The organism is Peredibacter starrii (genome assembly GCF_034259205.1).
Taxonomy (GTDB): domain Bacteria; phylum Bdellovibrionota; class Bacteriovoracia; order Bacteriovoracales; family Bacteriovoracaceae; genus Peredibacter; species Peredibacter starrii.
Map to the genome: position 1 here is coordinate 2,208,864 of NZ_CP139487.1, position 20,800 is coordinate 2,229,663.

At 41.7% G+C, this 20,800-nt stretch carries 23 protein-coding genes and 1 tRNA gene; 10 read left to right on the forward strand and 14 right to left on the reverse strand.

The genetic code is table 11. The features are described from left to right. Nucleotides 1–41 precede the first annotated feature (41 nt). The gene (rpmB, locus tag SOO65_RS11265) at nt 42–263 is read right to left on the reverse strand and encodes a 50S ribosomal protein L28 (protein ID WP_321389657.1); all 222 of its coding nucleotides are present in this window, start codon (nt 261–263) and stop codon (nt 42–44) included. Between the two features lie 164 nt (nt 264–427). On the opposite strand from rpmB, the gene SOO65_RS11270 reads away from it, so the two are divergent. From SOO65_RS11270 to SOO65_RS11280, 3 genes are read left to right on the forward strand one after another with little or no spacing between them, the layout of a single operon-like run. Then, nucleotides 428–2,734, forward strand: a complete 2,307-nt coding sequence (locus SOO65_RS11270; protein ID WP_321389659.1) for a transketolase C-terminal domain-containing protein — start codon at nt 428–430, stop codon at nt 2,732–2,734. 12 nt (nt 2,735–2,746) lie between these two features. After that, nucleotides 2,747–3,658: a cysteine synthase A gene (gene cysK, locus SOO65_RS11275; RefSeq protein WP_321389663.1), complete on the forward strand. Its 912-nt coding sequence runs from the start codon at nt 2,747–2,749 to the stop codon at nt 3,656–3,658. Between the two features lie 11 nt (nt 3,659–3,669). Next, nucleotides 3,670–4,131 (forward strand): VOC family protein, encoded by a 462-nt coding sequence (locus tag SOO65_RS11280; protein ID WP_321389666.1) that lies wholly within the window; start codon nt 3,670–3,672, stop codon nt 4,129–4,131. Nucleotides 4,132–4,199: 68 nt separating this feature from the next. Here SOO65_RS11280 and SOO65_RS11285 read toward each other — a convergent pair whose 3' ends face one another. The 6 genes from SOO65_RS11285 to SOO65_RS11310 all read right to left on the reverse strand — a co-directional run bounded on the left by SOO65_RS11285 (nt 4,200) and on the right by SOO65_RS11310 (nt 9,141). Next, entirely contained in the window at nt 4,200–5,156 is a 957-nt protein-coding gene (locus tag SOO65_RS11285) for a hypothetical protein (RefSeq protein WP_321389669.1), read from the reverse strand. Beyond that, nucleotides 5,146–6,003: a TIGR02147 family protein gene (locus SOO65_RS11290; RefSeq protein WP_321389672.1), complete on the reverse strand. Its 858-nt coding sequence runs from the start codon at nt 6,001–6,003 to the stop codon at nt 5,146–5,148. The genes SOO65_RS11285 and SOO65_RS11290 overlap by 11 nt, the downstream gene beginning before the upstream one ends. Before the next feature lie 51 nt (nt 6,004–6,054). After that, nucleotides 6,055–6,525 (reverse strand): Rha family transcriptional regulator, encoded by a 471-nt coding sequence (locus SOO65_RS11295; protein WP_321389675.1) that lies wholly within the window; start codon nt 6,523–6,525, stop codon nt 6,055–6,057. Between the two features lie 151 nt (nt 6,526–6,676). Beyond that, on the reverse strand, nt 6,677–7,153 hold the full coding sequence (locus SOO65_RS11300; protein ID WP_321389677.1) for a 2OG-Fe(II) oxygenase: 477 nt from the start codon (nt 7,151–7,153) through the stop codon (nt 6,677–6,679). Then, nucleotides 7,146–8,144: an SPL family radical SAM protein gene (locus SOO65_RS11305; RefSeq protein WP_321389680.1), complete on the reverse strand. Its 999-nt coding sequence runs from the start codon at nt 8,142–8,144 to the stop codon at nt 7,146–7,148. The genes SOO65_RS11300 and SOO65_RS11305 overlap by 8 nt, the downstream gene beginning before the upstream one ends. Next, entirely contained in the window at nt 8,134–9,141 is a 1,008-nt protein-coding gene (locus SOO65_RS11310) for a 5'-methylthioadenosine/S-adenosylhomocysteine nucleosidase family protein (protein WP_321389683.1), read from the reverse strand. Before SOO65_RS11310 ends, SOO65_RS11305 begins: the two co-directional genes overlap by 11 nt. Nucleotides 9,142–9,196: 55 nt before the next feature. Between SOO65_RS11310 and SOO65_RS11315 the strand changes: the two genes are divergently transcribed. Further along, nucleotides 9,197–10,132: an aldo/keto reductase gene (locus SOO65_RS11315; RefSeq protein ID WP_321389685.1), complete on the forward strand. Its 936-nt coding sequence runs from the start codon at nt 9,197–9,199 to the stop codon at nt 10,130–10,132. A gap of 22 nt (nt 10,133–10,154) precedes the next feature. Beyond that, nucleotides 10,155–11,036 carry a helix-turn-helix domain-containing protein gene (locus tag SOO65_RS11320; protein ID WP_321389690.1) on the forward strand — a complete coding sequence of 294 codons (882 nt, stop codon included), beginning with the start codon at nt 10,155–10,157 and terminating at the stop codon, nt 11,034–11,036. On the opposite strand, the gene SOO65_RS11325 is transcribed toward SOO65_RS11320, so the two are convergent. Beyond that, nucleotides 11,033–11,905 (reverse strand): LysR family transcriptional regulator, encoded by an 873-nt coding sequence (locus SOO65_RS11325; protein ID WP_321389691.1) that lies wholly within the window; start codon nt 11,903–11,905, stop codon nt 11,033–11,035. The two genes, SOO65_RS11320 and SOO65_RS11325, sit on opposite strands and share 4 nt — an antisense overlap. Nucleotides 11,906–11,992: 87 nt before the next feature. Between SOO65_RS11325 and SOO65_RS11330 the strand changes: the two genes are divergently transcribed. Beyond that, complete coding sequence (locus SOO65_RS11330) at nt 11,993–12,247, forward strand: hypothetical protein (RefSeq protein ID WP_321389694.1); 255 nt, start codon at nt 11,993–11,995, stop codon at nt 12,245–12,247. Nucleotides 12,248–12,292: 45 nt separating this feature from the next. On the opposite strand, the gene SOO65_RS11335 is transcribed toward SOO65_RS11330, so the two are convergent. Beyond that, entirely contained in the window at nt 12,293–13,633 is a 1,341-nt protein-coding gene (locus tag SOO65_RS11335; RefSeq protein ID WP_407676961.1) for an HAD-IG family 5'-nucleotidase, read from the reverse strand. Nucleotides 13,634–13,809: 176 nt separating this feature from the next. On the opposite strand from SOO65_RS11335, the gene SOO65_RS11340 reads away from it, so the two are divergent. Together SOO65_RS11340 and SOO65_RS11345 are read left to right on the forward strand one after the other, a co-directional pair. Further along, nucleotides 13,810–15,285, forward strand: a complete 1,476-nt coding sequence (locus SOO65_RS11340) for an ankyrin repeat domain-containing protein (RefSeq protein ID WP_321389700.1) — start codon at nt 13,810–13,812, stop codon at nt 15,283–15,285. An 85-nt stretch (nt 15,286–15,370) separates the two neighbouring features. After that, nucleotides 15,371–15,697, forward strand: a complete 327-nt coding sequence (locus tag SOO65_RS11345) for a hypothetical protein (protein ID WP_321389703.1) — start codon at nt 15,371–15,373, stop codon at nt 15,695–15,697. 48 nt (nt 15,698–15,745) lie between these two features. Here SOO65_RS11345 and SOO65_RS11350 read toward each other — a convergent pair whose 3' ends face one another. After that, on the reverse strand, nt 15,746–16,135 hold the full coding sequence (locus tag SOO65_RS11350; protein ID WP_321389706.1) for a hypothetical protein: 390 nt from the start codon (nt 16,133–16,135) through the stop codon (nt 15,746–15,748). 208 nt (nt 16,136–16,343) lie between these two features. Here SOO65_RS11350 and SOO65_RS11355 point away from each other — a divergent pair, with 208 nt between their 5' ends. Continuing rightward, nucleotides 16,344–17,180 (forward strand): protein-glutamine glutaminase family protein, encoded by an 837-nt coding sequence (locus SOO65_RS11355; RefSeq protein ID WP_321389709.1) that lies wholly within the window; start codon nt 16,344–16,346, stop codon nt 17,178–17,180. Nucleotides 17,181–17,214: 34 nt separating this feature from the next. On the opposite strand, the gene SOO65_RS11360 is transcribed toward SOO65_RS11355, so the two are convergent. The 3 genes from SOO65_RS11360 to SOO65_RS11370 form a co-directional block, all read right to left on the reverse strand. Next, nucleotides 17,215–17,496, reverse strand: coding sequence for a hypothetical protein (locus tag SOO65_RS11360; protein ID WP_321389712.1), 282 nt, complete (start codon nt 17,494–17,496; stop codon nt 17,215–17,217). 133 nt (nt 17,497–17,629) lie between these two features. Continuing rightward, the gene (locus tag SOO65_RS11365; RefSeq protein ID WP_321389715.1) at nt 17,630–18,187 is read right to left on the reverse strand and encodes a hypothetical protein; all 558 of its coding nucleotides are present in this window, start codon (nt 18,185–18,187) and stop codon (nt 17,630–17,632) included. Between the two features lie 185 nt (nt 18,188–18,372). Further along, nucleotides 18,373–18,448 (reverse strand) — tRNA-Ala (locus tag SOO65_RS11370). 201 nt (nt 18,449–18,649) lie between these two features. Between SOO65_RS11370 and SOO65_RS11375 the strand changes: the two genes are divergently transcribed. Continuing rightward, complete coding sequence (locus SOO65_RS11375; RefSeq protein ID WP_321389717.1) at nt 18,650–19,426, forward strand: alpha/beta fold hydrolase; 777 nt, start codon at nt 18,650–18,652, stop codon at nt 19,424–19,426. A gap of 35 nt (nt 19,427–19,461) precedes the next feature. On the opposite strand, the gene SOO65_RS11380 is transcribed toward SOO65_RS11375, so the two are convergent. Then, nucleotides 19,462–20,598: a hypothetical protein gene (locus tag SOO65_RS11380; protein ID WP_321389720.1), complete on the reverse strand. Its 1,137-nt coding sequence runs from the start codon at nt 20,596–20,598 to the stop codon at nt 19,462–19,464. Between the last annotated feature and the right edge of the window lie 202 nt (nt 20,599–20,800).

Below are 20,800 nucleotides of genomic sequence, written 5' to 3' on the forward strand. Positions count from 1 at the left end.
TCGTGGGCTCGAAGCTTTTTATTGTAAAAGATATACTACAATTATTTGTAGTATTTGCGTAAGAATTTAGAAAGGCCCATCTTATCAAGAGTCTTGATTGTAGATGTAGCAAGTTTAAGACGGATTGTTTGACCTGATTCAGGATCGAAAACTTTCTTAGTCTTTAGGTTAGGCTGTTTAAAAGTACGTGTCTTGATGTTTGAGTGAGACACTTTATGGTTTGCCTGACGGCTTTTACCAGTAAGATCACATTGACGTGCCATAAAAATTTCCCTTGGTCTAATAGTCTGTTTTAAAAAAGTCCTATGAAGTTAAGCTCTTTTGAGCACCTTGGCAAGTGTAAAACTGAAGAATCTTGTGGACTTAACTCTGAGGGTTGCTCCATACTCTTTTCATTCATATCTCATTCCCCCAAAGGTGGTCTTTCATGTCACTTAAACCCTTGAATATTAAATCAAAATTATTAGATGCTCCGTCTGGATCGCCTCTATATTCTGTGTCGATTAAGGACGCAAAGCAGAAGAAAGTTGTGCTCGCCAACCCTAAAGCGACTCGTTCTTTAATTGCCCTGATGGACTTGGCCGCTGTAAATGGCGGGGCCGCTTGTCACTGGGGTGGACCTTCTGCCATGACAGAAACTTGGACAGCTCTTCACGCTCTTATGTTCAAGAATAAAGACTGGTACAACCATTTCAACTTCGTAAATGATATCGGTCACGCTGAGAACGGTATTTACGCTCTTAGAACTGTACTTGGTTACGGTGACCTTACGATGGAAACACTTAAAGGTTTCCGCGCTATGGGCTCTAAGCTAACTGGTCACGGTGAATCTCACCTTTATCCAGAAGGCGTTCTTCTTTCTAACGGTCCTCTTGGTTCTGCACTACCACAAGCTCAAGGTCTAGCGGCCGGAGATAAAGTGGCGAAGAACAATCGTGTGACTGTTGTATCAGTATCGGATGGTGCTGCAATGGAAGGGGAAGCGAAAGAAGCTTTCACAGCGATTCCAGGACTAGCGAGCAAAGGAAAACTAAATCCATTCGTGATGCTTGTGTCTGATAACAACACAAAACTTGGTGGACGCATCGATAAAGATTCATTCTCTATGCAGCCAACTTTTGATTCTTTCAAAGATCTTGGTTGGGACGTAGTTAAAGTTGAAAATGGTCACGACCTGGAAGCTGTTTATCACACAATTGAAGAATCAATTGAGAAAGCAAAAAAAGATCCTTCGAAGCCAGTATGCGTATGGCTTAAAACAATTAAAGGTTATGGTGTGAAGTCGACGATGGATTCAGCGTCTGGCGGTCACGGTTTCCCTCTAAAAGCTCACGATGATGGTATTCATGCTTTCATTAAAGAAATCTGGGGTGATGAAGCTGTTCCAGCTGAGTTCACAACATGGGCCAATGAACTAACTGTTAAACCAGAGAAGAAATCTTCTGGTTCATCGACTCCAAAAGATAAAATTCAAGTTGGTGTAGCGAAGGCACTTTCTCGTGCTGCTAAAGAAGGCTACCCGGTTTTCTCGATCACAAGTGACCTTCAGGGTTCAACAGGTCTTAAGGCCTTTCACTCTGAATATCCTGATCACTATCTGGATGTGGGTGTTGCTGAATCGAACATGGTTTCGACTGCAATTGGTATGAGTAAGGTTGGTTTTATTCCTGTGGTTGATACTTTCGCCGCTTTCGGTGTAACGAAAGGTAATCTTCCACTTATCATGGCCTCTCTTTCTCAAGCTCCAGTGATTGCTGTATTTTCTCACACTGGTTTCCAGGATGCGGCCGACGGTGCTTCTCACCAATCACTAACTTATCTAAGTGCACTTGGAAGCATTCCTCATCTAAATACTGTAAACGTTGGTTCAGCGAAAGAAGCTGAAGAGTATATGTTCAAAGCGATTCAAAAGATCGCAACTGATCGTCAGTGCGGTAAAGATGGTGAGTCTTATATCTTCTTCATTGGCCGTGAGAATTTCGCGCTGGAAATGAAAGAAGGTCTTAACTATGACCTCCACAAGCCACAAAAATTGGCCGAGGGAACGGATGCTGCAATTATCGTATCTGGTTCATTGGTTGCTAAAGGGATGGAGGCAGCTGAAAAATTAAGATTGCGCGGAATTGAAGCCACTGTCATTAACCATAGTTTTGTGAATCACTCAGATTTTACGCAAATTGCTAATTGGATCGCTGAGAGTGGATCGAAAGTTGTAACAGTTGAAGATCACCAATTAATCGGTGGTATGGGCTCACAATTGGTTCACCAACTTAAGCTTTTAGGTCTTGAGTTTGATGTTGAAACTTTAGCGATTAAGGGCGAATTTGGTCAGTCAGCTTACTCTGCTGATGAATTGTACACTAAGCACCATGTGGATTCTGGTGCTATTATCGAGGCGGTTGAAAGACTTGTTCATAACAAAGGAAGTTTTATGAATCTCGATACGGATATCCTTAAATCAAAATGGAAGGATATTTCTCATGAGGCCAAAAGAAAGTGGGACTCAATTTCTGAAAAAGATCTGGAGAAAGTAAAAGGTAACGCTGTTGCCATGGTTTCTCTGATCCAGGAGAAATTTGGTATCTCAAAGGAAGACGCAACTAAGAAGGTTGAAGAGCTTCTAGCTAAGTATCCAAAAGACGAACTTAAAGCGAAAGTTGAAAAGACCGCTGAGAAAGTAATGGGTACAGCGAACACTTTGATGGATGAGATTAAAAGCAAACTAAAAAAATAAGCGAGTTTCATTATGAAAGGGCAATCCATTCTCGATGTTATCGGCAACACACCACACGTGAAGATCAACCGTCTCTACGGTCAGTCAGAAGTATGGATGAAGTTAGAACGTCAGAATCCTGGGGCCTCAATCAAGGACCGGATTGCTCTTTCAATGATCGCTGAAGCTGAAAAGCGTGGCGATTTGAAACCTGGTATGACTATCATTGAGCCAACTTCTGGTAACACAGGTATTGGGCTTGCGATGGTGTGTGCGGTGAAGGGTTATAAGCTTATTCTCGTGATGCCTGAATCAATGTCGGTTGAGCGTAGAAAAGTCATGGCCGCTTATGGCGCAACTTTTGAACTCACGCCAAAAGAGAAAGGCATTAAGGGCTCTATTGCTCGCGCTCAGGAACTCTTCGGAACAACTCCTAATTCATGGATTCCGATGCAGTTTGAAAATAAAGATAATGTAAAAGTTCATGCTGAAACCACGGCCCAGGAAATTTTAAAAGATTTCCCGGATGGATTTGATTATTTAGTCACTGGTGTTGGTACTGGTGGACACATCACGGCCGTAGGTAAAGTTCTTAAAGAAAAATTTCCAAAATTAAAAGTCATTGCAGTTGAACCAGCGGATTCAGCGGTGTTGTCCGGTGGCCAACCTGGGCCCCATCCACTTCAGGGTATTGGAACAGGATTTGTTCCAAGCATTCTTGATCGTTCGGTGATTGATCAAGTGATTACGATCACAAAAGAAGAGGCCTTCGAGATGGCCCAAAGATCAGCGAAAGAAGAAGGTATTTTTGTTGGTATTTCTTCTGGTGCTTCATTAGCGGCCGTGAAGAAAGTATTGGCAAAATCTCCCGGTAAAGTTCTGACATTCTGTTATGACACCGGTGAGAGATATCTCTCTATCCCAGGATTATTCGAAACACCTTAAGCGAGGTGCTTATGTTGTCATCGATTCCCAATTACGTTCCTAGTGGTTACAAAACCATCAATGTCATGCTGACTGTGAAAGACGTGGATAAGGCGCTGGAGTTCTATAATAGAGCTTTTGGGGCCGAAACAACCATGGAGCTTAAGCAGCCTGATGGTATTGTTGCCCACGCTGAGTTTAAAATTCAAGATACTGTGATTATGCTGACTGAAGAGGGCACTTACCAGAGTGGTCCCTTAAAACTGCATGGCACGCCTGTTACCATTCAAATTTATACTCCGGACTGCGAGGGCTTTTTTGAGGAAGCTGTGAAGGAAGGGGCGAAGGTTCTTCTGCCTATTTCGAAGCAGTTCTATGGGGACAGATCGGGTCTTTTAGAGGATCCCTTTGGCCATCGCTGGATCATTGCGACCCATGAGGAAGATCTCACCGCCAATGAGCTTCAGCACAGATTCAATGATTTGTTTCCTTAAGAGCACTAACCGGCAAGGATAGAATTTAAGCCTGGTTATCAAGGCCAGGCTTAAATTCTAGTGTGGAATTAAAAATCACAACTTCTAATGCCTACAACTCTATATTCCATTGTTTCAATTGGATTCAAATCGGAACCACTTGAATGTGGACCATCAGAATACTCTTTCTGAGTGGCCTGCACTAAGGTCGATTCATCTTCTAAGTAGGTTAAAGTAACTTCATAAAATTCATTGCCGTAGTGTTCTGGATTATTTATTGCCGACATATCATTCATATAAGAAGCCCAAGGGCCGCGGAAAGTGAGCAAGACTTTTCCTTCAATATGATTCATTTTAATTTCAGGAGCAATGCTGATGATGTTTGCCATTTGATGTGCAATAGCATCCTCTTGGGACCTGCTTTCTGACCAGACCATCCCCCCTGCTTTAAGTTCACATGTAAGCGAACCATTGGCCCTACTCTTGAGTGTATTTATGACTCGCTTTCTTATTAGGGAAAAGTCAGGTTGATCTGGAGAAGTTGTTTTAACTGAAAGCCTCTTAACCACCATATCAACTAAGTAAGAGGAGATTTGATTTGAAACTTGGTAATGAGAATCATCTTTGTTTGGCGATTCGATCCCTGCAAGTCCCGCATATTCATGATGGATTAAAACATATTGGTTTGTTTCGTTAAGTTTCATGAAATCTTCACGAGAACAAGTTATCGTTGGTCTTTTCAAGAGACCTTTATCGAAACGACATACTTTAGGGGAGCCGTAAACCTCAACAGGGTATCCGCTATCGCCTTGGCCGACACACTTGATCTTCGCTTGTTTTATTTGATCGAGCATGCCTAGTGCATATTGATTTGAATCTATGCCACTTAGTTTTAAGTTTTTATGGCCATCTTTTTGAATCCAGTTGGCAAGATCATCTCGTATGATTTTGATTTGGTTTTCACAAATGTCTCCACCTCCACGGTCTTGTCCAGCAAAAGCGTTAAAGGCGAGCATACTTAATAGAACACACATTTTAATTTTCATAAGAACTCCTATTTGAATCTGTAATTGTTAATGGGAAAAAAGAAACCTGAAGCTGGTAGACCTCATCGAGATCTGACTCATCTCTTTGCATAAAAGCATTGAGGTCATGTCTGAACTTTTTGATGAGTTCCTTGGCCTTTTGTAAATCCTTTGAGTTTATGGCCATGGTAGTTGAGGTATGGTCTCGCTTCTTGCGGTCTATATTCTCAAGTGCCTCTAGGGATTTTTCCAGAACGGACCTTTGATAGTTTTTCTGAGCGCTCGTAGTTGTATCGGGATCTAGATAATTGATGCTGTTTTTGTAAGTGATTTCATAACGACCTTGATCATTCTTTTTGAGAAGTTCTAGGCGCTCAAGTGTTTCAAGGGCGATGGTTGCTTGAACCAGAGGAATATCCAGAATCTGAGATATTGTTTTTGGTTCGATTTTGGTCTTTGGAACCAAGGTAAGTTCAAGAATGGCATCGTAGTACCATTCTGAAATGAAGGAGAAGACATCGTTTTGAAGAAGGAAAAAACTTTTTTCGGCTTCTGAAATTTCCTCTTCTAAGTATTTACTCGTTTCTTGAGGAGACAAGCCTAGAGCATTAGAGAACTTCATCACCATATTCTTAGTGACCTTTCTTTTGCCAGAAAGGACCATTGAAAGAATAGCGTGGTTAACATCTAAGTGTTGAGCAAAGGCCCTTAAAGAGTAGTGAGGGTTTTTACTCACACGTCTTAGATACTCTTGCTGGAGAATGTTTTTAAAGTCTTTCATGCCCCGGTTATACAGAAGTTTTGACCAGGACGACACAGCGAGTGTAACAAACTGGTACACCTGAAGTGTACCGTATAATTTTTTCACGTTACTCGACGGAAGAGACTAAACTTGAATTCAAGAAAGATCAGTCCTAATCTATTTCATTTTCTTCCGATAATTTCCTCGTATAGCTCCAATTTGATTTTCACTCATGCCAGAGAGATAGGTTTTGAGAATAAAAAAGCGGTACAAGATATCTGCTGAAATTAGTCGGGCCTTGGGAGTATTAATGTAGAGTAGTAAAAGTGCCAGGCCAAACTCTGTAATATCGTATTTTAGGCTTTGACGCTGCCTATCCTTAGGGCCAGCTAAGTAGCTGTTTTGTATAATGTTTTCATTCAGCCCAAATTTGGGCTGAATGGAAAGTTCTTCAATACATTTCTTAATGGCCCGCAAAACATGCTTATGCTCCATCCCGAATTTTTCAGCAATTTTTAATGAGTCTGTTACCGGACCAAAGGGAGTATCCCTTACCCAAACGTCACCCATCACATGATTGTTAATAAGTTCCTTTAAGCGAGGTGGACGCTTTTCAAAAGGAACATCAATACTAAAATTATTCGTCATGTTTATCTCCTGCGTGTTTAAACAGAAGTACATAGTCTTTATCTTAATACTGTTCTAGTTGAGACTCTAATACTGGTTAATGAAGTTCAATTATGAATCTCTAATCTTAAATCCAGTAATGTTATTGAAAAATAAACTTTGGAAGGCGGAGCTAAGAACACCAGCCAGCAATAATAATCCGACGACCTTTAGTCACTTGGTGAATTTTGTGTTCATACCCGTAGAGGCCAGTAAGGAAGAGAATGATCCCGCCAAATTCTGGAGTTGGGATTTGTAAAAATTCTTCGGTGTTTTTCTGACGAACACCTAAACGTCCACCTTCAATTTGATCTGAATCTTCTGAAAGGGAGAGTGAGAAAGCGAAAACGCGTGAACCATCGTCATGCCAGATGCCGTCTTCTTCCCATTCATTGGCCGCATCACGGATGCTGATGATGAATTCGATGCTAATAAAGTCATGAAAGGTTCTTAGGAAGTTAAAGAGGCGACCGTTCTCTTTAGTTAGTTCCTGAAAGGCACCATCCAGGTTTTTCCAGTCTTCATTGCGAACAAGTTCGCGAATATCATCTCCCAAGGGGAAATAAGTCTTATGAAAACCATTCTGAAAAAGTTCAGGTCGTTTAAGCATTTTCTTCCATGCAAAGATAAATCGCCTCTGGCTTCACTCCATGAGTGATGGCGAGTTCTTTAATACTGTTCATGAGCCACATACGCATTGGACGATGATAGCGGACCTTATTATCAAAACTCTTAATCATGGGGCCCGTGTGAAGGACCGAGTCCGGATAGTTGCGTTCCACTTCGCGGTAAACGTCTTTTGTGAAACGAACGACACCTAGGGACAGATATTTTAAATCTCCGTTCAGGTCCTTCATTTGATTTAATAATTCGGTATAGGTCTTTTTGAAATTATCTTCGTAAACAATGGGATCAAAGTGCGCAGCAATGGGGAAACCAAGAGACTTTAACATACTCATGGCCTTCACCCGGGAGTCGGCACTTGGAGTTTTAAGGTCCACTCGTCTGGCCATAGATGAAGGTGAGAGAGAGAAGCTTACGATGAGGTTTGAGAGAGGTTTTAGTTTCTCAATCTCACGCACATTCACGGATTTTGTTCTTAGCTCAATAATGGCATTTGGATTTCTCTCACAGAACCCGTGATAGAGTTCAAGTTCACCGGTTAGATGAGTGAGTGCCAAAGAATCCGAGAATTCTCCAGCGTGGAACCAAACTTTCTGCCCTGGATGCTTTTTAAGCACTTCTTCCATCTCCTGCATGATTTCTTCATGATTAATGAAAAGCACAATGTCCGGAGTGTTGAAATAGCCTTGAAGATAACAGTACTGGCATTCGTAAATGCAGTTATAAGCGTGGATGAAATAATAGTGGGGCTCGCCATAACTGCCATAAGCATCGGGAGCTTCTTTTAAGAGCTGACCTTTCTTACGAGCAAGAAACAGATTCAGAGAGTCTCTTTTTTGAAGATAGGGTTTCTTAGAGCGACCCCAGATATCATCGTAGCGCTCTAGATAGAGTGGTTCTTTTTTGAGTTTCCCCAAAATCGATGTCACTCGTGGATGAAGCTTTATGTCCTCTTCGACATAGATTTCATTCCACATCGAGTTTTCCTTCCATCATTTGAGAGAACGGAGCGAGAGACAGTTTATTAAGTGTTTCTAGTTTTGATTTAAGTTCAGTGTCGTTCGCCACTGAGAATTTTAGAGTTATTTCTTTGTTTTCCCAATTGGGATCCGTTTCGATAGAAATGCCCGCTTTCGTATAAGGGGAAGTCCATTTGTCCTTAGTCGCCTTTAATGTTTCACGGAAAGGATCGAGCTTTGACTCCATCTTTTCGAGTAAGACTTTTGAACGATCTTTCGGGAAAGAGATGTTCTCGCGAATTTCATCCAGGTTAAACGTTTTCAGGAGTTCTTCTGTCGATATTTCATACTTAATGGAAAGTTTAGACAGGAGAGTCTTAAAACGGTGGCCGCTGGTGAAGGTAAAATGAAAGCCTGGCACAGTAACAATTTCTTCGGTTGAAGTTTCCTGACCTAGTACACTACTAATGTGCAAAGCAAGCTTCATGGAAAACTCAGAAGCATTATCACGAACAAGCTCACAGGCACCTACCGTGCCAGCGATATCAGAAATAAGTTTATAAGATTCAAATGGAATACCGGCCGATTTAGCAGCATAAGCTGAGCCCCAGGCCTCACGATCAACAATGCCACCCATCCCTCGAAGTGCTTTGGCCTTCTCATTATCAAGGATACGTTCAAAGGTCGTTAGACAATCTTCACCTTTGTCGGCACTCACAAAACTTTTAAAGGCGGGACGCATGTCTTGCACCAGATAGTGAGTTCTGATGGGATAAATCTCACCGACTTTGAGCTCGGAGTTCAGGGCCCCGGCAATGCCGAGATTAATGACTTTGGTAATGGGGTATTTTCCTAGCATCAGAGAAGTTTTAATCGCCGCCTCGAAAGGACCTTCGCCAGTCAAAATAAGAACCAACTCTTCGTTTTTGAAGAGGTCTGAATCAATTCTTTGAAGTTTAAATTTTTCGATGACGCCTTGGGCTTCACCCAAGTGTGCCATTGTGATAAGATGCATAACCGCACTTTGCAGGGGCCACTCGTTTTTGTCAACGAAGGGCACAGGAGACTTCATGATCTACCGGGACATTCCTGGCTTTAATTCACCATTACCCGTCATTACATTCGGGGGAGCATCCGTAAGCGGTGAAGGCGGAGGCTATGGTTTTGGTTCAATGTCTGAAGGGGAATCAGAAAAGCTTCTAAAAGGCGCCTGGGAGGCCGGAATTACGCTTTTTGATACCGCCCCAATCTACGGCTTTGGTTTGTCAGAAGAGCGTCTAGGACGTTATTTACCAATAGAGGCCATGATTGTGAGTAAGTGTGGCGTTGATTGGCATCCATCGATGCGAGTCAATATGACCAATGATCCAAAAGTTGCGGAACGCATGCTGGGTGAATCGCTTAAGCGCTTAAAACGCGAAGTGATCGACATCTACATGGTTCACTGGCCCGATTCAAAAGTTGATATCCGTGTGACCCTAGAAGTTTTAAAGAAAACACAGGATCAGGGGAAGATAAAAAAAATTGGTCTTTGTAACACCAATCTCGATGAACTAAATAAGGCCCGTGAGGTCTGCAAGATTGAAGTGATTCAAAGTGAACTGAATCTTTTCAACCAGGAAGCGTTCACTCGTCTAGGTGATGAACGGAAAAATTATTTCACCATGGGTTGGGGAACCTTCGATAAAGGGATTCTTTCGGGGCGAGTAACGAAGGATCGTCAGTACGATAAATCGGATGCGCGCTCCTGGGCACCTTGGTGGAACAAAAAAGAAGTCCAGAAGAAGATTGAGAGAACTAATCAGCTCAAAGAAATACTTCAAGATTATCAAGTTTCATTACCTGAGTTTTGTTTTCAGTACAATTTGCATTTCTTTAATATTTCGAGCTGTCTCATAGGCTTTAAATCAGTCAGTGATATTGTCCACGTGACGTCTAATTTACAACAAAATCTTATGCGAGAGAGAATAGAGGAGGTAGTAGAGCGTTGGAATAAATGCTCATAAAATTATAATAAACGGATTTTTTATGAATGAGCAGATGTACTCTATCGGGCCCTTGATGAAGGCCGCCCGTAAGTTTAAAAAGTTCAATCAAGCAGATGTGGCCCAGGCCATCGGATGTTCACAAAGCGCACTTTCGAAAATGGAACATAACTTGTTGATTCCTTCTGCGCCTCAATGGTTCTTGTTCTCACGCTTCACTTCCATTCCCCCTGAAACTTTGGAAACCGGTATTATCGACCGACATTCCAAAGTAAAATTTAATAATGATCAGGTCTCTCTAGGATTTAAAATTCCTAAGAAGTACCGTCATTTCCGGGCCGGCAAGGTTCGAGAAATCTATCCATTTTTATTCTATCTGGAGAAAAAAGTCGGGCCCGACGCTCACAAGGACTTTATTGCTTCAACCGGACTAGAAACAGAATTCTTCCTCGACTTTGATAATTTGATTAACTTTCAATTGTTCCTGGATTCGATGGAGTACTTCATCAAGCTTGGAAAAAATTCGGATGAGACCATTAATGAGATCGTCAGTGTTGGACAAAATGATCTCTATTGGAATCATTATAAAGTCGAATGGATGAAGCTAGGTTCCGTTGCGGCCGTTCTGAATGAATATGCTAACGAGCAATTATTCTTTCAGACAGACTTCCAATTAAAAGTTGAAGGCCAAGGCGGTCGGACTCTCGTAAGTTACTTCCCGGAATATCATTTGAAACAATTCGCGGCGAGTGCTTCGAATGAGCAAGTGAGATTCTTGAATACTTATCGTAAGAAAACTTTGGAGAATCTGATTAAACGAATTCTAGATCAGAATGTGACTTTTGATCTTATTGCAGAGACTCAGAACTCACCTCTGGGTGCTCGTTTTGAGGTCAAAACTCACGCTGCTTCTCAAGCTTCTTAGGGAATGGCCTTTTGAAGTAGGTTGAGAAATTTTTCTCCTGCCAGATGTGGGGGATAATCTCTGTGGGTGACGAGGTTAAGCTTAAAGTGAAGTCGCTCCTTAGGGAGCAAATCAACTAGTTGTCCTTGTTTCAGTTCTTTTTCAATTAAAAATGATGGAAGAACAGCTATTCCCAGACCTTCTTTCGCCATCGATAGGTGGGCCATAATTGAATTGGTCGATATTTTAATCTTGGTCTTTGGTTCTACTTCTTTCCATAAGCTAAGTGTCGGAAACTTCTTATTAGTGACTTCATCCACTTCGCGGGAACCAATGAAGCTAGTTCTTGTTTCCTCATTCTTCTGAAACTTCTTATTTATCACAAGATGAAACCGGACTTCTGCAAATGGGCGTATCACCAGGCCCGTGCGAGTCGATGGAGTGTGAAAGAGTAGCGCAAAATCCAAGGTCCTCTTTTCAATGAGGTCAAAAATCTCTGTACTGGTTCCAATCTGAACCAAGGGATAAATCGATTCATCCTTTGAAAATTTAGTAATGATTTGTGGGAAGACTTGAGTGGCAAGAACATCTGAGGTTCCGATACGAAGTGGAGGGAGACTTGTTATGTCCTCTTTACTGAAAAACTTTTCAAGTTCATTAACCTGATCAAAGATGCCTTGAGCATATTTCCAGGCAGCTCGACCATGATCCGTTAAAGTGACTTGTCTCTTGGTTCTGACTAAGAGTTCTTTTTCAAAGCTTTCTTCCAGTTCCTTAACCATTCGGCTCAGTGCCGGCTGGGCTATTTTTAGTTTCTCGGCCGCCCGGGTAAAGCTACCTTCTTTGGCCACAGTGTAGAAATATCGCAAGTGTAGAAGGTTTGTTTTCATATCTTAAAGGTCTGCTCTCATAGAAATTATATATTTTTATTATAATAGATTTGAACCTATTATGCGCCTACCTAAAAGGGGGCAAACATGAAAAACTTATTGGTACTTGGTGTTTTAATTCTTGGAACAACTGCCGCAAAGGCCGATATCCCTTGTATTTCTTATAGGGAAGCAATGAATGCTAGCAGTCGTATCCCTTCACATGTAGCTGAGTCCGAGTTGCCAGAACTTATCTCTGGCTGGTCTTGGATCAAGGTCTATACACCTTCTCGTGATCCTGAGCTTATGGATTGGAATTGGATGGCGTGGCCGGATGGGGAAACTCTTACTCTTTGTCAGTAAGCATTTAAGAAGGTTCCAGCGTTTACTGGAACCTTCATAAACTCATTAAGCTAATTCGTGAGGAAGCGTCTTCTTTCTTGGACGGTAGTAAGTTCTGGGTGAGTAGTCCGTGAAATCAGAGATTTTTGCCATATAGATACAAGCATACTTTTCAATCTGACCAGCCAGGCGGCTTGGCTCAACACCCGCACGCATTGTCTCACCCCAATACGGGTTAAAGAATTGAGAGTGCGAACGAATAAGTTTTCCGATTTTCTTATCCACACCTTCGATCTTTTTGAAGTGCGCTTGAACTTTCGTTTTATCCGGTTTTTTTCCTTTCTCGATTTCCTTATCAAAAAGATCATCAAGTTTTTGCTCGAGATCAACTTTTTCTGCCATAAGATCATTGATTTGATCTGTAAGCGTGGCACTCTTATCCAGGGCTTCAACTTCAGAGATAAGTTCATCGATAACCAGGGCCGTACGCCAGTTACAGGTTTTTTTAATTTGAAGAACGTCACCGTAAATGTGGTCACCAAGATAAAGAATTTGCTCACCTGATAGGCCAGCGTTTTTCTGGATGGTTTGCGCGTTACCGCCTTGATAGATACCGTCTTCAATTTTTCCATGGTGGTTTCTCATGAGTCCAGTCGCTGGATCGATTTGAAGAAGTGGCATTTTATCCGTAAAGAAACGTGGCTTACTTGCAGCAGTTACAACTAAGTTGAAAAGTTCTGACCAGTGTTTGTGTTCCTTCAAATAAGGATTGATTGAATAATCCAGCAGAAGCTTCGAGTACTCATAGTCAGAGTTTGTGATGACCCAAAGTTTTTTTCCATGACGTTTGAATCGCTCTAGAGCTTCGACAATACCAGCATCATGAACGATGAACTTCTTAACGTTTTTTTTCACCTGACTCTTGAGAGAACCATCACGGTGAGAAATATCCAACGCCTCAATCAAATCTTGCTCAAGAGTTTTATAGTCTGGAAGATTAAGATCCGGTTGAGAATCCTTCATATCTACAAGCTGCATATATAGAACGCAGTACGCGATTGAGAAAGTTGTATCAACGATTGAGTAACGATCTGTATCGTTCAGATCAATCACTAGGTTCTGATAGATTTTTTGTTGAGTCTTAAAATCCATCTCATGAAGACCGTGGTAAGCGTGCTTCACTTTACTGTAAGTGCTGAGCTTTAAGATGTTTCCGTGTGGCTTATCGATTACCAGGCCTCTGATGGCCAGGTTGATTTTAAATTTCAAAGCACCAATAGCATCCGGGTAGCCTTTCTCGAGAAGTTTTTTAACAATTTCTTTGTAAGTCATTTCTTCGAAGGCCTCGGAATCATATCGAACTAGCGTGTAGTCCATGTCGAAGCCAATGGCTGCGATCTGCTTCATATTAAGGGTTCTATTTACGTAAATTCCCATGGTTATCCTCTTTTTAAACGATTTAAAATTGTCTCTTTTTCCTAACTCAGAGTCAAACTAAAGAACTTTTACACAGTGCGCAAGATTGCTCAAATAAGTCCCAGAAAAGAGGTTACTATCCTTTATCTCGAGTTTTAGGAGTTTCGATGCTGAAGTCAGTTCAATTAGCGGTATTAAGCAGTGTTCTTCTTTCTGTCGGTGCCCAAGCGCGGGTCATCTATGGAGATGATAACCGAGTTGAGGTCTATCAGGCCTCTCCGCTTATGCAGCGTCTGGCCCGCTCATCGGCTACAGCAGTTGCAAAAACTGATATCATTCGCAATCTTTTCCGTCCCGGTATGGTTCAGTTGAAGCAAAAAACGCTTCAGGACTGGTTGTCTTCTGCTGATAAAAATAATCGCTCAAAAAGTTTGTTTACTGAAAAAGCACGAAATGGGGCAAAGAGCGGAGCTCGTTTTTGCGACGGTGAGAGATTTACTGATCAACCGAATCCCGGAATGTGTAGTGGTTTTCTAATTGCCCCTGATCTTCTGGTTACTGCTGGCCATTGTGCTACTGAAGAAAACTTCTGTGAGGAGTATGACTGGGTCTTTGATTTTAAAGTTGATCCTTCAACTAAAAAGGCGGGCCTAGATATCAGAGAGGAAGACGTTTATCGCTGCAAAAGAGTTGTTTCGAGTTCTTTAAATATGGACCTTGGTCTTGATTACGGCATTATTCAATTAGATCGTATGGTGAAAGGTCGTGCTGCTTTGAACATCAGAACTGATGGACAGGTTTTTGATTTTACCAATGTTACGGTAATTGGATCCCCTTCGGGTCTTCCACAAAAGGTCTCTGGTGGGGCAGTTGTTCGTAAGAACACTCATCCATTTTATTTCACAACCAACCTGGATGCTTTTCAGGGTAATTCAGGTGCTCCAGTTTTTAATACCAAGACTGGTTTAGTGGAAGGAATTCTTGTTCGTGGTGAAGAAGACTTCGTTTTGAATTACCAGAAAATGTGTGTGAGTGCCAATCGTTGTAAAGATAACGAGTGTCGTGGGGAAGATGTGAGTCGCATGACTTCAATTCCAGAGATTGGTGTGATGGATGTTCTATTTAAATCTGCCAAAGAGGGTGATCTTGAAACGCTTAAAAATATTTTAAAGCTTAATTTCTGGATCGATATTTATGGTAGAGACCGTAAGAGTGCTTTGATTCAGGCCGCGACTTCCAATCAACATGAAGTCATGAAAGTTCTTATCGAGAAAGGTGCCGACGTGAATCTTCAGGACATTGAAGGAAACACGGCCCTACATTCGTTCGCAAAAGTTCTAACAGAAAGAAACAATGATGTTTTAAATAAAATGTTGGCCCAAAAAGCTGACCTGAACTTAGTAAATGCTAATGGTGACTCTGCACTTCTTATGGCCGCGAAGGCCCGTAATCTAGCTGGCGTTAAGCTTCTTATTGCAGCAGGTGCATATGCTAACTCTGTTGATGCAAATGGTGAGTCAGTGCTATTTACCTTCGCACGCTTAGGACTTACAAATGTTGTTAACGAATTGGCTGATCTTGGTGTGAACTCAGCCGTCAAGAACGCTACGGGCGAAACGGCCTTGGATCTCTTGAAGAAATAGCCGTCTGCGGCATTAATATTTATTTATTGCTTTTCTCCTTTAATCCTGAAACGCTTAAAGAAGTTTCATAATTAAAGGAGTACTTATGAAAAAGGTAATCGCATCGGTTCTATTACTTGCTTCTGTTTCTTCTCTCGCAGCTACAGTTAAGATCACTTCTTTCAATTACGTTCGCACAAGTACTGATACTTTCCATAGTCCACTGGCCGAGCTTTGTGGTGTGGTTGAGGGTCAGACTACAGTTCCAACTTTCGTCAGCATTAAAGTTGATCCAGGCACGAATAACACTGCCTCTTACAACACTCTTGGTGATGCTAATGGAAAGTTCTGTATGGCCGTAATTACTTACCGCGGAAGAGCGGAAGTTTCTATCACTGGCGAGACTTTAACAACTGAAGCGCTAGTTAAGTAATTTGTTTTTTGAAGGGACCTTTTCAGGTCCCTTTTTTTGTTTCTCGAATTACATGAAATCAGGTCTTTCATGGAACCAGTGCCAAATTTTCTTTTCACAATAGACAGTGTCTTCATCTGAACCATAAGTCGCTTCAACAGGAATTAGACCATTCACGCGCTGACCTTCACCCGGACATAGAGTCAGGTAGGCAGGAGCTTCTTCCACCATTGAACTTGTTCTTGGATACTCTAGACAACCTGATTGCTCGTTAAGACGAAGCGGTTGCTTGAATGGATACACAACACTTTTGTATCCGTGATGACTCTTCAACTTATAGACAACTTCCATGTCATTACCTTGGGCCATATCATAACACTTTACCCATTCTTCACGACCCATACTTTCTGCAAATGCCGATGCTGAAGCTAGAAGCGATAGTGCGATTAGAAATTTCATAAACTTTCTCCTTTTAGAAATTTTCTTACGAGGGAGTAAAGTTTTTTTGGAAAAAAATGTAAACGTGTTGGATTCAATCTTAAAGATAAAAAACGGATGAGCACATGATCAAGTTATTCGACTGTGGCCGAAACACTAGTGAAGCGTATGTGCTTTTCAAGAGTGAAGGGACGGTCTAGATTATGCTTTCTGACCACGGAGGGCAGATATGAAAAGAATTATGATTGGGATACTAGCAATCGGAATTTCGCAGATCGTGAATGCAGAAACGTTTCATTCAAGTATTCATTCAATTGCTTTTGGAAAAGGCACTGCTCCTCATCTTGTGAGATTTGATAATGGCCGGGTGAGTTTTCTCGAAAGTGAGAAAGGTGATCTTCTTCAATCACTCCAATTCAGTCTTTCAAAGGGTCGTATGGTGAAAGTAAAGGCCGACTCTTCAAACACAATAAGAACAGTGAAAGCGATTTCTTATGCTGCTCCGGTTGCTGACGATTTGGCCTGGGCCACAAAGAGGGAACCATATACTCCTGCGGTCGTAAAAAATTCGGCCACTGCCCAGAAAATTTTCGGAAAAATGAGAAAGGATTATACAAAGTCGGGTGAGTGCTTCAACCGTGCGCATATTTGGGGATTGGAGGAGTATAAAAGGTCGGGACTAAAGTCGATGAAGGTGTTTATGTTTTTTACTGAGAGATATATTCGTAAATACAATTTCCACTGGTGGTTTCATGTGACGCCTATGGTTTATGTAAAAAACCTCACATCTCCCAGGACACTTGATCGCCGCTATACCTCTGGTCCAAGACAAATGAAGACGTGGTCAGATACTTTTGTGAGAAGCAAACGCAGTTGCAAAATCGTTAAGAAGTTTGATGACTATTGGCTTAACCAAAAATCTCAGGACTGTTATCATATTTATACGAGTATGCACTACTATGTACCGCGAGATATTGAAAAGCGCGACTTAACTGGTGTTGAGAAGACAGAATTCGTGGATCGGGAGATTAAGAAGGCCTATAAGAATGGGTTCAAGAAGAGATAAAAAAAGAGCTCCTTTCGGAGCTCTTTATCATTTATTATTCAAGTCTTTTGCTTACGATTGAAACCTTCGCAGCTTCACCTGGATATTTCACAGTTTTTACTCTTAGAGTTAGAGTCTTCGTGATCTGACCGTCAGTACAAGTAAAGATCTCTTTGTTCGTGCAAATATAACCAAGGCAGATATTCATTGTTGATTTCTTAGGTGAGCAAGTTAGCTCTTCACCACGCTCAACTCTCTCAACAGCATCAGAAACTACGTCAGAAGCGAAAGAAGAAAAGCTTAAAAGCATAAGAGAAGAAATAAGTAGGGCCTTCATATATCATCCTTTGGGTAAGTGGTTTTTTGGATGAGCCCTTTTACGCGAATTCTGGATTTGGTGCAATATTAAGGTAAAACTTATAGGTTAAAGCAATGATTAAAAAAAGGGGCCCTAAGGCCCCATATTTGGCCTATTTGACGATTAGTTTGTAGTTGGCAGAGGCGCAACGAAGAACGGCCTTCTCAGCAACACAGTCCATTTTCAGGTTTGTAACCTTGCGGCCCATATTGTTTCCATCAACTTCGATTACCTGAACGTCGCCAGTTTGGGCAACTGTCATCATTTTAATGTCGATGAACTTGGAAGAGGCGTTCCAGCGAGTGGCCTTCGTCGTTTTAAGAGTTAGAACGTTTCTTTCCTGGCCAATAACTGAAAGTTCAGTTGTTGAAAGAATCTTTTCTACTACAACATTATCGCGGATTTCAGTACCAGCTGTTTCAACGAATATGGCCTGTTTACTTTGGTAGTTTGGAACATCACAAACCTTCGCCATTTCTCTTACCATCGGAGCGCGAGCATCGTCTTGAGAAGCTAGTAGCTCGTCGATTTCAGCTGGAGTAAGGGCATAGTAAATATCGCTGTTATAAGCTTGAAGAGAATCAGCAATACATTGATAGTTATGCTTTGGAGCTTGAGCGAAAGCGGAGACTGCAAGAAGCATGAGGGTGATCGATAGAATCGTTTTCATAGAGTGTCCTCTCTGGTTGGGTTGTTGGCCGGAAACTACCAGAAAGGGGTCGAAAGTGTCAGTTAGGGAATTGTTGGGAAAGGTTAAGTGTGTGTCAGGAGATGAAGAAAGGTTAATTTTTACTTTCGCTGGCGGAAGTAAAAATAAAAAGGCCCGTCTTTTGACAGGCCTTCTCTATTTTTATTTGGTGGAGATAAGCAGGATCGAACTGCTGACCTCTTGCATGCCATGCAAGCGCTCTCCCAGCTGAGCTATACCCCCAAAACTTGGATACTTAGGTGATAATAATTTATTAAATACTTTTGAGGTGGGCAAGAGGTTTTTAGGCCGAAAAAGGTGGATTTTTAGGTACCTGGAGAAACTAAATCCAAGTAAAATCAAAAATATGGCAAAAGAGTCAGAGCGGGTCTGGGAATTGTGGATTCTAAGCAAGCTCAATTAATTTTCGGCGGAGAGGATTAGATGGAAATTCTAAGTTCTTTTGATAACACAAAACTCAATTATGAAGTCATAGGGACGGGTAATACTGCTCTAATCTTTGTTCACGGTTGGATGGGGAATTGTCGTTGGTGGGATTCTCAACGAGATTATTTTTCTGGCAAATATCTCATTGCTCAAATGGATCTTGCGGGCCATGGAAGATCTGGGATCAGTCGCAAAGAATGGTCAGTTAAGGCCTATGCAGAAGACATTAAAGCTGTGGCCGATACATTGGATGCTGAAAAAATCATTCTTGTTGGTCATTCGATGTCCGGTGCAAATGTAGTAGAAGCGGCAACAATGATTCAAAAAACTGTTGGTATCGTTTTGGTTGATACGTTGAAAGACCTGGATCAGCTTATGCCACCTGAGCAGACGGAACAGTTCTTCGGGATGCTTCGGAATGACTACAGAGGCACTATTGAAAATGTTATGCCTCAATTCTTATTTGCTAAAACTTCTCCAGTAGAGATCGTAAATCAAATTTCGAAGGAATTTCTTAAATATTCACCAGAGTTATCAATTTCCGCACTAAGGCCCTTTTATACAACTGATATGCGTGAAACCGCTTCGAAAGTGAAGATACCTGTCCGGGCCATTAATGCAGACTTAACTCCCACTGAAGTGGCAGTGAATAGAAAATATTTTAATGATTTTGATGCCAGCATCCTAAAAGGTGTCGGGCACTATCCGATGCTTGAAAATCCAACAGAGTTCAATGCAATACTTGGAAAGATTCTAAAAGATTTAAATCTTTAAAATAGAAAGGCCACCCGGAGGTGGCCCAATCTTTTCTATCTTGTTCTAATATCATTACACTGAAGAACCTTAAATTCAGAAAGAGGAATTTTTGTCAGATCTCCCAACTGAGTTTGTTCCCATAAATAAGAATTCGATCCCAGGTTTTGGAAGTAAATCGAAAACGTCATCCCGTTATCGGCCATGAAAGCACCATATTTTTGCAGGGCCTTTGCTACAACCTTCGCATCAGCACTTAAATTCAATGAATCTAAATCGAGATTTGGGTTCAGCTGAATACGAGCACCTTCTAGAATAGTGTTGTCGCCAATCTCCCAACCGTCGGTTCTTGCTGCCATCGGAGCGCAAAGCTCTTTGGTCCAAGTGTTCGAAGCGAGTTTCTTTAAACGGTTTGTAGGTCCGGCCATTGAAAGAGCGTGTTTAATTTCTCCGGATTGAAATTCTGTATAACGAACGAGACCACCAATGAATGGCATCCCGGAGCCACGAACGTTCTTCATCCACCAACGAGATCCATCAAATGGAACTTGCGTTCCTTCACTCGTGCTTTCAAAAATCGCCACTCTTGTTGCGAGTGCTTTACCGGTAGAGTCCCAACGGAATCGGCTGAACTCATAAATAAGACCAGTGGCCGTATCATACATGATCATGTGCCCGTCAGTTTTCGGATCGGGCCAGACCCAAGTCGGCATCGGAACATTTGGAACTTCGCCAATACCTAGAGGGTCAACTGAGTTATGGAATCCTTCATGATATCCCACTTTCGCAGTATCAAAATAAACTGTTCGCTTAGGTGCAGTGGTTGAATCGATAAAGTGAAGAGGTGAAGTCCATTGTTTGTAATTGAGCCCAAGAACCGGTGAGTATCCGCTTTGCTGAACATACAGCTTCACTAGCTCCATCATCGCGGCAGAATTCGGTTCATAAACTGGATTAGCACCAATGGGTGTATTCCAAGGTGAAGTCGCTGAGAATACTCTGGTTAGAAGAGGATCAACAGTAGGAGTCGTCGTAGTAGTCGTGGTTGTCGTTGTCGGAGCTACTGGTTTAGGTGCAGGTTTTGTTTGAACTCGGGAAAAAGTTGTCTTTTTTAGAGAGAATGCTTCCGCAGACAAGGAGAAGCATGACAGAGTTAACAACACTGCTAAATGGGATAGTTTTGTTTTTTTCATGAAAAGCTTAATCGGGCCGTTCGTTAGGAAGATTCACTCTTGATTAAGAAAAATTAAAACTATTGCTCCAGTTGCTGAATAGAACCTTAAGATATAAAAGGGGATCCAGAAGGATCCCCCTAAGTTACTTAAATTTCAATTAGACTCATGAGATAGAGAGAGTGAATCTGAAACCGAAGGTCACATCTGTTTAATGTCTACT

Coding starts and splice junctions, on each gene's coding strand:
- rpmB (WP_321389657.1), bottom strand. CDS start 263: ATGGCACGTCAATGTGATCTTACTGGTAAAAGCCGTCAGGCAAACCAT.
- SOO65_RS11270 (WP_321389659.1), top strand. CDS start 428: ATGTCACTTAAACCCTTGAATATTAAATCAAAATTATTAGATGCTCCG.
- cysK (WP_321389663.1), top strand. CDS start 2,747: ATGAAAGGGCAATCCATTCTCGATGTTATCGGCAACACACCACACGTG.
- SOO65_RS11280 (WP_321389666.1), top strand. CDS start 3,670: ATGTTGTCATCGATTCCCAATTACGTTCCTAGTGGTTACAAAACCATC.
- SOO65_RS11285 (WP_321389669.1), bottom strand. CDS start 5,156: ATGAAAATTAAAATGTGTGTTCTATTAAGTATGCTCGCCTTTAACGCT.
- SOO65_RS11295 (WP_321389675.1), bottom strand. CDS start 6,525: ATGACGAATAATTTTAGTATTGATGTTCCTTTTGAAAAGCGTCCACCT.
- SOO65_RS11300 (WP_321389677.1), bottom strand. CDS start 7,153: ATGCTTAAACGACCTGAACTTTTTCAGAATGGTTTTCATAAGACTTAT.
- SOO65_RS11305 (WP_321389680.1), bottom strand. CDS start 8,144: ATGTGGAATGAAATCTATGTCGAAGAGGACATAAAGCTTCATCCACGA.
- SOO65_RS11310 (WP_321389683.1), bottom strand. CDS start 9,141: ATGCATCTTATCACAATGGCACACTTGGGTGAAGCCCAAGGCGTCATC.
- SOO65_RS11315 (WP_321389685.1), top strand. CDS start 9,197: ATGATCTACCGGGACATTCCTGGCTTTAATTCACCATTACCCGTCATT.
- SOO65_RS11320 (WP_321389690.1), top strand. CDS start 10,155: ATGAATGAGCAGATGTACTCTATCGGGCCCTTGATGAAGGCCGCCCGT.
- SOO65_RS11325 (WP_321389691.1), bottom strand. CDS start 11,905: ATGAAAACAAACCTTCTACACTTGCGATATTTCTACACTGTGGCCAAA.
- SOO65_RS11330 (WP_321389694.1), top strand. CDS start 11,993: ATGAAAAACTTATTGGTACTTGGTGTTTTAATTCTTGGAACAACTGCC.
- SOO65_RS11335 (WP_407676961.1), bottom strand. CDS start 13,633: ATGAAGCAGATCGCAGCCATTGGCTTCGACATGGACTACACGCTAGTT.
- SOO65_RS11340 (WP_321389700.1), top strand. CDS start 13,810: ATGCTGAAGTCAGTTCAATTAGCGGTATTAAGCAGTGTTCTTCTTTCT.
- SOO65_RS11345 (WP_321389703.1), top strand. CDS start 15,371: ATGAAAAAGGTAATCGCATCGGTTCTATTACTTGCTTCTGTTTCTTCT.
- SOO65_RS11350 (WP_321389706.1), bottom strand. CDS start 16,135: ATGAAATTTCTAATCGCACTATCGCTTCTAGCTTCAGCATCGGCATTT.
- SOO65_RS11355 (WP_321389709.1), top strand. CDS start 16,344: ATGAAAAGAATTATGATTGGGATACTAGCAATCGGAATTTCGCAGATC.
- SOO65_RS11360 (WP_321389712.1), bottom strand. CDS start 17,496: ATGAAGGCCCTACTTATTTCTTCTCTTATGCTTTTAAGCTTTTCTTCT.
- SOO65_RS11365 (WP_321389715.1), bottom strand. CDS start 18,187: ATGAAAACGATTCTATCGATCACCCTCATGCTTCTTGCAGTCTCCGCT.
- SOO65_RS11375 (WP_321389717.1), top strand. CDS start 18,650: ATGGAAATTCTAAGTTCTTTTGATAACACAAAACTCAATTATGAAGTC.
- SOO65_RS11380 (WP_321389720.1), bottom strand. CDS start 20,598: ATGAAAAAAACAAAACTATCCCATTTAGCAGTGTTGTTAACTCTGTCA.